This window comes from Nocardioides eburneiflavus, from assembly GCF_004785795.1.
In the GTDB taxonomy this organism is placed as follows: domain Bacteria; phylum Actinomycetota; class Actinomycetes; order Propionibacteriales; family Nocardioidaceae; genus Nocardioides; species Nocardioides eburneiflavus.
This window is the reverse complement of the sequence record NZ_SRRO01000001.1, coordinates 2,659,753-2,670,627: the sequence shown is the minus strand read 5'-3', so window position 1 is coordinate 2,670,627 and position 10,875 is coordinate 2,659,753. Positions and strand designations below refer to the sequence as shown.

The 10,875-nt window shown below is 72.0% G+C and carries 9 protein-coding genes; 1 reads left to right on the top strand and 8 read right to left on the bottom strand.

What is annotated here, in order from left to right:
* Positions 1-65: 65 nt before the first annotated feature.
* Together bar and EXE59_RS12525 are read right to left on the bottom strand one after the other, a co-directional pair.
* Positions 66-1,172 carry a barbiturase gene (gene bar, locus EXE59_RS12530; protein WP_135839202.1) on the bottom strand — a complete coding sequence of 369 codons (1,107 nt, stop codon included), beginning with the start codon at positions 1,170-1,172 and terminating at the stop codon, positions 66-68.
* Between the two features lie 22 nt (positions 1,173-1,194).
* Complete coding sequence (locus EXE59_RS12525) at positions 1,195-2,130, bottom strand: carbamate kinase (RefSeq protein WP_135839201.1); 936 nt, start codon at positions 2,128-2,130, stop codon at positions 1,195-1,197.
* 91 nt (positions 2,131-2,221) lie between these two features.
* Between EXE59_RS12525 and EXE59_RS24490 the strand changes: the two genes are divergently transcribed.
* Positions 2,222-2,314, top strand: coding sequence for an AAA family ATPase (locus EXE59_RS24490; RefSeq protein WP_246056758.1), 93 nt, complete (start codon positions 2,222-2,224; stop codon positions 2,312-2,314).
* A gap of 90 nt (positions 2,315-2,404) precedes the next feature.
* Here the strand turns inward: EXE59_RS24490 and EXE59_RS12515 are convergent, their stop codons facing one another.
* The 6 genes from EXE59_RS12515 to EXE59_RS12490 form a co-directional block, all read right to left on the bottom strand.
* The gene (locus EXE59_RS12515) at positions 2,405-3,097 is read right to left on the bottom strand and encodes an HNH endonuclease family protein (protein WP_135839200.1); all 693 of its coding nucleotides are present in this window, start codon (positions 3,095-3,097) and stop codon (positions 2,405-2,407) included.
* Between the two features lie 130 nt (positions 3,098-3,227).
* The gene (locus tag EXE59_RS12510) at positions 3,228-4,145 is read right to left on the bottom strand and encodes a hypothetical protein (protein WP_135839199.1); all 918 of its coding nucleotides are present in this window, start codon (positions 4,143-4,145) and stop codon (positions 3,228-3,230) included.
* A gap of 62 nt (positions 4,146-4,207) precedes the next feature.
* The gene (locus EXE59_RS12505; protein WP_210428978.1) at positions 4,208-4,888 is read right to left on the bottom strand and encodes an SDR family oxidoreductase; all 681 of its coding nucleotides are present in this window, start codon (positions 4,886-4,888) and stop codon (positions 4,208-4,210) included.
* Between the two features lie 5 nt (positions 4,889-4,893).
* Positions 4,894-6,900 (bottom strand): hydantoinase B/oxoprolinase family protein, encoded by a 2,007-nt coding sequence (locus EXE59_RS12500; protein ID WP_135839198.1) that lies wholly within the window; start codon positions 6,898-6,900, stop codon positions 4,894-4,896.
* Positions 6,897-8,987 (bottom strand): hydantoinase/oxoprolinase family protein, encoded by a 2,091-nt coding sequence (locus EXE59_RS12495; RefSeq protein ID WP_135839197.1) that lies wholly within the window; start codon positions 8,985-8,987, stop codon positions 6,897-6,899. The genes EXE59_RS12500 and EXE59_RS12495 overlap by 4 nt, the downstream gene beginning before the upstream one ends.
* A gap of 491 nt (positions 8,988-9,478) precedes the next feature.
* Entirely contained in the window at positions 9,479-10,873 is a 1,395-nt protein-coding gene (locus tag EXE59_RS12490) for an amidase (RefSeq protein ID WP_135839196.1), read from the bottom strand.
* Between the last annotated feature and the right edge of the window lie 2 nt (positions 10,874-10,875).

The window sequence follows — 10,875 nt, the reverse complement described above, 5'->3', positions numbered from 1 at the left end:
GACCACCCCATCACGCGGGACCGACAGTCGCCTGCCGGCCCCGCGCGGGGCGTACGGGCGTGTCGTCAGCCTAGGTCGACGATGGCGGCGACCGGGCCGCCACCCTCGGGGCCCTGGTGGGCCGCGGAGACGGACACGAAGACCGCGGGGTCGCCGGTCACGGCCGCGGTGACGCCGCCGACGCAGGACTTGATCTGGCGGTGCCAGTGCACGTCGGAGTCGTCGAGCATCGCGTTGCGCCTGCCCCGGACGGTGCCGTCCTGGCTGGCCTCGCACTTGAGGAAGACGTTGACGAGCCTGCCGTCGAGGTCGTCGGTGTGCGGGCGCTCGGGCAGGTCGAGGCCGGCCGAGCGGATGGCCTCCCAGATGCCGTCGGCGTCGAGCGCGTCCTTCATCACCGAGTGGCCGATGCGGTAGCGGCCGCCGACGCCCTTGGCGTTGCCGACGACGACGATCTGGGCCTGGTCGAGCTCGACGCCCGACGAGCACGAGGCCACCGAGGAGAAGAGCTCGCGGTTGTGCATGACGTCGGCGTCGGTCGGCATGTCGATCTCGCCGAGGGCGACGGCGATGCCGAGGCCGGTGACGCCGTTGGAGAGGTCCATCGACTCGTGGGTGTGCTCGGTCCAGACCGTCTTGCCGCGCGACTTGGCGTCGCGGATCGTGTGGATGGTGAGCAGCGGGGTCTTGGTCTGCACGTAGTGCACGTCGGCGGGGTCGGTGATGCCGGCGCGCTCCATGGCGACCTTCACGCCCGCGGCGACCTTCTCGATCATCGCGGTGTAGCCGATCTCCTCGGGCAGGATCGCCTCGCTCATCGCGAAGCCGGCGGTGAGTCGCATCTCCTCGCGCGACGGGTCGTCCTCGGGGACGTCGGTCGTGGCGAAGATGGTGGCGTGGGGGCTGATCACGCCGTCGGTGCCGCCCGACCACACGATCGGCACGCCCTTGACCTGCTCGGGGTCGGCGCCCTTGGCGACCAGCGCCTCGCGGAACGCCCGGTCGGCGATGATGCGGGTGTAGTCGTTGACCCCGCCGTTGCCCTCGGTCTTGCCGATGATCGCGAAGACGCGGTCGGCGGCGATGACGCCCTCGTCGATGAGCTTGGTGAGCTCCGAGGCGTCGGCGACGGAGTGGATGGGGACCTTGCGGACCTCAATGGCGCTGGGCATCTGGGTTCCTTTCGGTGGGGTGTCAGGCGGGTACGACGACGGTGCCGGCATCGCCGGCGACGGCCGCGGTGATCTGGTCGAGGCTGGTGATGACGCCGCGCTTGCCGGTGGCCTCGACGAAGCGGCACACCGCGTCGACCTTGGGGCCCATCGAGCCGGAGGCGAAGTGGCCCTCGGCGGCGTACGCGCGGAGCTGGTCGACGGTGACGGTGCCGAGCGGCTCGGCGTCGGGCTCGCCCCAGCGGATCACGGCGTTGGGCACGTCGGTGGCGATCACCAGGACGTCGGCACCCGTGGTCTGCGCGAGCAGGGCGGCGCCGAGGTCCTTGTCGATGACGGCCTCCACCCCGGCCAGGGAGCCGTCGGGGCGGCGTACGTGGGGGATGCCGCCGCCACCGTTGGCGACGACGACGAACCCGGCCTCGATCAGGGCGAGCACGGCAGGGGCGTCGAGGATCTCGCGCGGCTCGGGCGACGCGACGACCCGGCGCCAGCCCTTCTCGCCGCGGTCCTCCCAGGTCTCGCCGTGGTCCATCAGGACCCGGGCCTCCGCCTCGGGCAGGTGACGCCCGATCGGCTTGGTCGGCGTGGTGAAGCCCTCGTCGTCGGGGTCGACGAGCGTGCGGGTCACGAGTGCGGCGCAGCGCCGGTCGACGGAGCGGGCCGCCAGCTCGCTGTCGAGCGCGTCCAGCAGCACGAAGCCGAGCGTGGCCTGGGTCTGCGCGCCGCACCAGTCGAGCGGGACCGGGGGCACGACGGCGGCGGCGAGCTCGTTCTTGACGAGCAGGTTGCCGACCTGGGGACCGTTGCCGTGGGTGACGACGACGTCGTGGTCGTGCTCCAGGAGGCCGGCGACCGCGGCCATCGCCACGCCGGCCGCCTCGATCTGGTCCTCGGGGCGCGCCCGGCCGTCGGCGTTCGTCATGGCGTTGCCGCCGAGTGCGAGCAGGACCCTCATGGCGCAAACCTAGTGTCGGCGCTCACCTGCCCCCCACGGCAGATTCGGCCAACGACGGCAGGTATCGCTGGCAACAGTTGATACTGGTGCGGTGGGCGTTCACAACTACCTCGTCGAGGGCGTCTCCTGCACCGGCAAGACCTCGGTCGCCACCGAGCTCGAGCGCCGCGGCCACCACGTGTGAGACGTGGACGTGGTCGACGAGATCGAGCAGCGCGCCGTACGTGCGGGGATGGTCGAGCCGTAGGCGCAGCCCTGCACGTGCTGTGGAGGACTACGCGGTCGTGACCGTGACGGTGTTGGAGCAGGTCGAGGCGTAGCTGTTGAGCACGCTCTTCTCCGCCGAGTCGGCCGTCAGGCCCCAGCGGATCTTCACCGCGACCCACTCCGCGACGTAGCGGCACTTGTCGTAGGTCGGCAGCCAGGTGCTGGGGCCCTGGTCGCTCTTGGACTGGTTGACGTTGTCGGTGACGCCGACGAGGGTGCGGTAGTCGCCGAGGTCGTTGGCGTACGCCTCGCGCCGGGCGGCCGTCCAGCCGCTGGCACCGGAGCCCCAGGCCTCGGCGAGCGGGACCATGTGGTCGATGTCGACGTCGGACGCCAGGGTCCACGAGACGCGGTCGTAGTAGGAGAACCACCGACCGGTCGACACCGTGCACTTGCCCGACGTGGTGTAGGTGAGCGGGGTGTCGGGCTCCGCCTCGCTGATCAGGACCTCGGCGCGAGCGTTCTGGCAGTCGCCGTTGGCGTCGACCCAGTGCTTGAAGAGGGTGCGGTCGTAGCCGGTGTTGGCCTCCGCGGCGGTCGGGACGGCCGCGACCGCCTGGGCGAGCGTGCCGCTGAAGGTCGCCGCCTGCGCGGGGGCGGGCGCGAGGAGGAGCAGCGCGCCGATGATCGGCACGAGCAGCGCCGAGGACCACCGCCGTGCGGCCGTGGGACGGTGGTGCAGCTTCCGAGAACGAGACATGGTGATCTCCTGCGGGAGGCAGGCCCGATGCCTGCGTCTGCGCACTTCCTACTGCCGCCACCTGTCCACGGGGCGCACGACGCGCGGACGACGCGCGGCGGCGTGCCGAACAGGAGGAGAAAGCGAGCCGTCAGCCGGCCGGGGTGAGGGCGGAGGTCACCTCGACCACGCCCGGGCCGTACTCCTCGTCGACCCATGCCTGGATCGAGCCGTCGTCGAAGACCACCCCGATCTCGACGGTGTTGCCGATGCTGCCGTAGCCACTGTCGAGGCCACCCGGCAGGTCTTCCAGGTCCTCCGCGACCTCGCGGAGCCGGGCGTGCGTGTTCGCGAACTCCGACACGCACAGGGCGCCGCCCCACACCTCTCGCACGGCGGCCTCGGCGCGGGCGACGTCGTCGGTCACGCCGACGTTCAGGACGGTCCAGCGCGGGTCGTTCATCGCCTGCTGGACCTCCAGGGACGGTGGGTCGTCCTGCACCGTCTGCGGCCACACCGGGTTGATCGTCTGGTCGCCCCACGAGATCGCGTAGTCGGGCAGCCCCTCCGCGACGCGGTGCGCGGCGGACAGCGCCGTGCCGGTCGTGGTGGCCGGGTCGACCGGGACCCAGCCGCCGTCGGGTGCCGGGCAGCGGCTGGCGAACAGGGCAGCCAGGTCCTCCTTCGGCCAGTCCTCGGGCGTGCTCTCCCGCACCTCGGTCGGGGTGAAGGTCGTGCCGTCCCACGAGCCGTCCATCGTGTAGGCACCCCACCGGACCCCGCCCGACGACTCGTGGGGGTGCTCGTCCCAGATCCACCCTCCGACGTCGGGCCCGCTGCACTGGGGTGGGTAGGAGGACGCCACCGAGCCGAGGCACAGCATCGGCCCACCGCCCTCGTCGAGCACCGTCGCCCTGGCACGGACCGGAGCGTCCGCCGGGAGCATCGCGGTGGGCGACGCGGCCGGGAGGCCCGGTGTGGCCTCGTCCGCCGCCGGCTCGCTGGTCGCCTCGCCGCAGCCCGTCAGTGCGGCAGCCAGCGCCACCACCAGCACGATCCCCCGTCCCATCCCCGCAGCATCCGGCCCGCTGCGAGGAGGTGCAACGGATGTTGCCGGATCGTGACGCGGCGTCAGGGCCGGCCGAGCAGCGCTTCGAGGACCCGGGTGCCGACCGGCAGGCCGTGGTCGTCGTAGTAGGCGAACATCGCCGACAGCCACGGGTGGGTGCCCGGGTCGGCCACCCTCCGCACCGGCACGCCCGCCTCGGCGGCCAGCTCGCGCACCGTCGCGACGCGGGTCGCGAGCTCGTACGTCGCCCCCTCGTGACCGTCCTCGGTGAGCACGACCGCGGCGGCGCGGCCGAGGTCGGCGAGGTCGAGGAAGCCGAAGCGCACGTCGGCCGAGTACGGCAGGTCGAGCGGACCGCTGAGGTCGAGGTTCTGGAGGTAGGCGCCGGGCTGGAGGATCGTCCACGACAGCCCGCTGCGACGGACGAGGTCCTCGCTGATCGCCTTGCCGACGTGGTGCGGCATCGCCGGCGCGTAGGGCGAGGCGACGGAGTGGTGGACCACCCGACCGACGCCGGCCGCGGCGAGCGCGGTCAGCGCGGAGCCGACGTACGCGGGCTCGTCGGGGTGCAGGTTGGGCGCGATGACGTACGCCGCGTCGCACTCCGCCACGGCCCCGGCGAGGTCCGGCCAGTCCGACCGCCCCAGCGGGACGGCGTCGAGGCTCCGGTCGGCGAGCGCGGCGCAGACGGCCCGGCCCGTCTTGCCGTGGCCTCCGAGCACCGCGACGCGCCGCACCGACACCGCGATCAGATCCGGTCGACCTCGGCGAAGGCAGCGCCCTCCGCCAGCTCGGCGTATCCCGGACCGCGGTCGAAGAACGCGTCGTCCTCCCGGCTCCACGCAGCCCGCCCCGCGCGCTCGGCGTCGGTGGCTGCAGCGTCGAAGCCGAGGTCACCGCCGTCACGTGAACCGGTCAGCACGACGCCGTAGTCGCGCAGCGCGCCCTCGGCCGACACCTTGCCCCAGACCACGTCACGGACGACGAGCTCCGGGTCGCGGGCCAGCGGGTCGCCCCAGCCGCCCCCACCGGTCGTACGGATCCGCACGACCTGGCCGGCCCGGACCACCTCGGCGTCGGCGAGGGCGTCGACCTCGCGCTCCTCGGGGCCACCCGGGTCGATGACGACCTGGAAGGGGGCACCCGCCTTGCCGCCGCGCACGCCCCAGCAGGCCAGGATCGAGCGGTCGGCGATGGACATGAAGTGGGCGTCCTTGAGCATCCGGATCTGCTTCTCGTAGCCCAGCCCGCCGCGGAACTGGCCCGCGCCGCCGGAGTCGACGGCCAGGCCGAGGCGCTCGACGATGAACGGGAAGCGCGACTCGGTGAACTCGGTCGGCAGGTTGCGGGAGTCGGGCACCACGTGGATGGTGTCCTCGCCGTCGGCGTAGTAGCGGCCGCCGGAGCCGCCGCCGAGCACCTCGCGCATGAGGTAGTCGTTGCCCTCGAGGTCCTTGCCGTAGACGCCGGTGTAGCGGATCGTCTCCTGGTCGGCCGGCATCTTGCCGTCGACCGCCTTGGCCACGACCCCCGCGAGCACACCGAGCAGCCGCAGGATCACGAAGGTGCGGGCGTTGGTCGGGCCCGGGTGGATCGGGGTGAGCAGCGTGCCCTTCTCGGGGAAGCGCATCTCGATCAGCGGCACGATGCCCTCGTTGACGTCGAGCTCGGCCATCCGCTCGGGGGTGTCGGCGAGGTTGCGCAGGATCGGCGCGAGCCACTTCTTGAGGAAGTTGCCGCCGACGTAGTCGCCGCAGTGGTTGATCGGCCCCTTGGCCTGGGCGCTGGTGCCGGTGAAGTCGATGATCAGCCGCGGTCCGGCGGGACGACCGTTCTCGGGGTCGGCCGGGGCGTCGCTGACCTTGGTCAGGGTGATCCGCTGGGTGTGCAGCTGCGGCTCGTCGACGCCGTCGTGCTCGGCGTAGTCCTCCCAGACGTAGGTGCCGTCGGGGATCTTGGAGAGGATCTCGCGACGGTAGGTCTCGGTGGTCGCGTCGAGGATCGCGTCGAACGACGTCTCGATCGCCTCGCGGCCGTAGCGCTCGAACAGCTCACTGAGCCGGCGTGCGCCCATCAGGCACGCCGAGCACTCGGCGTCGAGGTCGGCGGCGAGGCTGTCGGGCATCCGCGAGTTGCGGGTCATGATCCGCAGCGCGGCCTTGTTGGGCACGCCCGCGTCCCACAGCTTGATCGGCGGGACGGCGAGGCCCTCCTCGTAGACGCTGGTCGCGCCGCTCGGCATCGACCCGGGGCAGGCGCCGCCGATGTCGTCGTGGTGGCCGAAGGCCTGCACGAACGCGACGACCTCGCCCTCGTGGAAGACCGGCACGGTGACGCAGAGGTCCGGGAGATGGCCGATGCCGCCCTCGGACTCGTAGACGTCGTTGTGGAAGAACACGTCGCCCTCGCGCATCTCCTCCAGCGGGAAGTCGCGCACGATCGGGTGCACCAGCGCGCTGTAGGAGCGGCCGGTGAGCTTGCGCAGCTGGCGGTCGTGGATGCCGGCGCGGAAGTCGTGCGCGTCGCGGATCATCGGCGATCGGCTCGTACGCCCGATGGCGGTCTCGACCTCCATCTCGACGCTGGCGAGGGTGCCCTGGACGATCTCGACGAGGATCGGGTCGACGCTCGAGCCCTCGGGCGTGAGGCGCCCGCCGTGCTCGTACGCCGTGGGCAGGCCGGCGGGGTTGACCGGCTTCGCCGTGACGTAGGCCGGGTCCACGGGGCGGGTGCTGACGTCGGTGCTCGTGCTCATCGGCCCGACTCCTTCCGGATCACGAGGTTGGCCCAGTCGTCGACCACGACCTCGAAGCCGGGGTGGACGGGGATGGTGGACCCGAACTCCTCCACGATGGCCGGGCCGCTGAAGGTGTCGCCCGCGCCGAGGTCGCCGCGCCAGATGATCGGGGTGTCGACGTAGCCGACCTCCGGGTCGAAGCACACGGGCCGGGTCGTGGTCTCGAGGCTCGCTGACGCTCGCACCTCGACCACCGATGGGAGCTTGGGGATCTCCGGGCGCGTGATGGGCCCGATGCCGGTGACGCGCAGGTTGACCCACTCGACCTGCTGGGTCGGGTCCCCACGGAAGTCGTAGCCGTAGAGCTGGCGGTGCTCGGCGTGGAAGGTGTCGGCGACCTCGGCGACGTACGCCTGGTCCACCTCGCCCTCGGGTGCGGCGACGCGCACCTCGTAGGCCTGGCCGACGTAGCGCACGTCGATGGTGCGGTGGAACTGGTGCTGGTCCTCGGTGAAGCCCTCCTTGTCGAGCGCCTCGCGGGCCCGGTCGGTGAGGGTGTCGAGGACGGCCTGGACGGCCGCGTGGTCGAGCGCGGACTCCTTGGCCACGTGGGTCTGGACGTAGTCGTTCTTCACGTCGACGGTCAGCAGGCCGAAGGCGCTCACGTTGCCCGGGTTGGGGGGCACGACGACGCCCGCGAGGTCGAGGATGTCGACGAGCCGGCAGGCCAGCAGCGAGCCGGAGCCGCCGAAGGTGGTGAGCATGAAGTCGCGCACGTCGAGGCCGCGCTTGACGCTGACCTGGCGCAGGGCGTTGGCCTGGTTCCACGCGGAGATCTCGAGGATCCCGGTGGCGCAGCGCTCGAAGTCGACACCGAGCTGGCCGGCGAGCTCGGTGATGCCGGCGCGGGCCGCCTCGACGTCGAGCGGGATCTCCCCGCCGAGCAGGTGGGGAGGGATCCGGCCGAGGGTGACGTGGGCGTCGGTGATCGTCGGGGCGGTGCCGCCCTTGCCGTAGCAGAGCGGGCCCGGGTCGGCGCCGGCCGAGTGGGGGCCGACCTTGAGGGTGCCCTCGGGCGAGAGCCAGGCGATCGAGCCGCCACCCGCGCCGACGGTGACGACGTCGATCATGGGGATCTTGCTGGGGTAGGCCCCGACAGTGCCCTCGGTGGTGAGAGTGGGCTCGCCGTCGAGGACCACCGAGACGTCGGTGGAGGTGCCGCCGCCGTCGCAGGTGAGGATCTTCGGGAAGCCGGCGACCTTCGCGATCAGGGCGGCCCCGAGGGCGCCCGCGGCCGGGCCGGACAGCACGGTCGTGATCGGCTGGTGGACGACCTCGTCGGCCGACAGCACGCCACCGTTGGACTTCATCACGTAGAACGGGATGGCGCTGCCGGTGAAGTTCAGCAGCCGCTCGGAGATGTTGGTGACGTAGCGGCTGACGTTGGGCTTGACCGCCGCGTCGACCAGCGTGGTCATCGAGCGCTCGTACTCGCGGTACTCGCGCAGCACCTCGCTGGAGATCGAGACGACGGCGTCGGGGTGCTCGCGGCGCAGGACCTCGCGCAGGCGGAGCTCGTGCTCGTCGTTGGCGTAGGCGTGCAGCAGGCAGACACCGATGGTGGAGATGCCCTGGTCGCGGAACCAGCGGGCCGCCGCGACGGCCTGCTCCTCGTCGAAGGGCCGGATCTCGGCGCCGGTGAAGTCGAGGCGGCCCCCGACCGTACGGACGCGGTCGGCCGGGACGATGCGGTCGGGCTTCACCCAGAAGTAGGAGTTGCCGTAGCCGTCGGGAACGGACTGGCGGGCGATCTCGAGCATGAACTCGTAGCCCTCGGTCGTGATGAAGCCGAGTGCCTCGACCTTGCCCTCGAGGAGCTTGTTGGTCGCCACCGTCGTGCCGTGCGAGACGGCGGTGATGTCACTGCCCTCGGCGCCGACGACGCCGAGGATCTTCTCGATGCCGGCGATGAAGCCGTCGGCGGGGTTGCCCGGCGTGCTGGGGGTCTTGGTGGTGACCAGCTCGCCCGAGTCCTCGTCGAAGGCCACGACGTCGGTGAACGTGCCGCCGGTGTCGATCCCGATCCTGATCCGCCGATTGCTCATGGGGAGGATTCAACCGAGGAGGCCACCGCGGCGGCCACGGCAGGGCTTGCCGACGAATCGGCGATCCCTCGGCAAGATCTGCCTGGCCCTGGAACGAGCGAAGGGCCCTCGGCGGTATGAGCGCCAAGGGCCCTTCTGGTTGAGGTCGGTCGCCGTGGCGTCCGGATCCTCGGGGTGACCGTTCGCGGTGATGCTCCCGGTCGATCGCTCCGTCCTTCGGAGCCCCAGCCACCTCATCACCCGGTGCCTGCGACGACCCCCGGCGTACCGGTTCGCGTCGTGCGGACCCTCCATTGTCGGAGCCATCCCGCCTCCCCTTGCGGGGCTGCGTGAGACCAGTTCTACGCCCTGCGCCACTCCGTCCGCAAGGGACCTTCGGCACTGGTTTGCCCGGGTGTGGCGCCGTCGGCGTGTCGTGCACAGGGGAGCGCCTTCCATCCCCAGCCTGGCGGGTTCCTGCACAGGTCTGTCCACAGCTGTGTGCACAGGTGTCAGGCGGCGAGCAGCTCCTCCACCGCGGTGGCGACCTCGAGAAGCTGACGGTCGGCGCCGTGTCGGGCGACGAGCTGGACGCCGACCGGCAGCCCGTCCCGCGTACGTCCGGCCGGGACCGAGATCGCGGGACAGCCGGTCACGGTGATGAAGTAGGCCGAGCGCATCCAGGCGAGGTAGTCGGGCATCTCCTGGCCGTTGATCGCCTCGGGGAACTCCTGCTCCACCGGGAACGGCGGCACCTGCGAGGTCGGCAGCAGCAGGACGTCGTGGTCGCCGAAGAACAGCCGCATCGTCTCCGACAGCGAGGTGCGCTGCGTGTACGCCCGCGCGACGTCGGCGCCCGTCAGCGGCTCGCCGGCACGGATGTTGGCCTCGAGGGAGGGCTTGAACGACGTCGGGTGCTTGGCGAGGAGGCGGCCGAGCTTGGCCTGGAAGTGCCACGCCCGGAGCGTGCGGAAGGTGTCGTCGGCCAGCGTGAGGTCGGGGTGGGCGTCGGTCACGGCGGCACCGGCGTCGGACAGGCGGGTCGCGGTGGCGCGCACGACGCTCGCGACCTCGTGGTCGACGACGAGCGCGCCGCCGAGGTCCACCGTCGTCGCCACCCGCAGTCCGGTGAGTGGGGCCGGCACCAGCGGAGGTGCGAACGAGGTGCCCGGGTCGCCCAGCGCCTGGGGGGCGCGCGGGTCGGGCCCGGCGATCACGGACAGCAGGAGCGCGAGGTCGCCGACGTTGCGCGCCATCGGGCCGCCGACCGAGGTGGACTCCCACTGGTTGTAGAGCGGCCACTCCGGCACCCGCCCCAGCGACGGTCGCATCCCGACGACCCCGCAGAAGGACGCGGGGTTGCGCAGCGAGCCGCCCATGTCGGAGCCGTCGGCCAGCGGCACCATCCCGGAGGCCAGCGCGCACGCCGCTCCCCCGCTGGACCCGCCCGCCGAGCGCGAGGGATCGACCGGGTTGCGGGTGACGCCGAAGACGGTGTTGAAGGTGTGCGAGCCGGCTGCGAACTCCGGCACGTTGGTCTTGCCGACGAACACGGCGCCGGCCGCGCGGACCCGCTCGACGAGGAGGTCGTCGTGGTCGGCTACCGCGTCGGCGAAGATCGGCGAGCCGTACGTCGTGCGCCACCCCTTGAGCGCGTGGGTGTCCTTGACCGCGAACGGCAGGCCGTGCAGCGGGCCGACCTCCTCGCCGGAGGCGTACGCCTGGTCGGCGACGGCCGCCCACGCCCGCGCGCGCTCGGCGTCGAGGGAGACGATCGCGTTGAGCTCGGGGTTGCGCTCCTCGATCCGGTCGAGGTGCAGCTCGAGGAGCTCGGTCGCCGAGATCTCGCCGGCACGTACGGCGGCGGCCTGGTCCCGGGCGGTGGAGTCGACGGTGACGTCGGTCATCG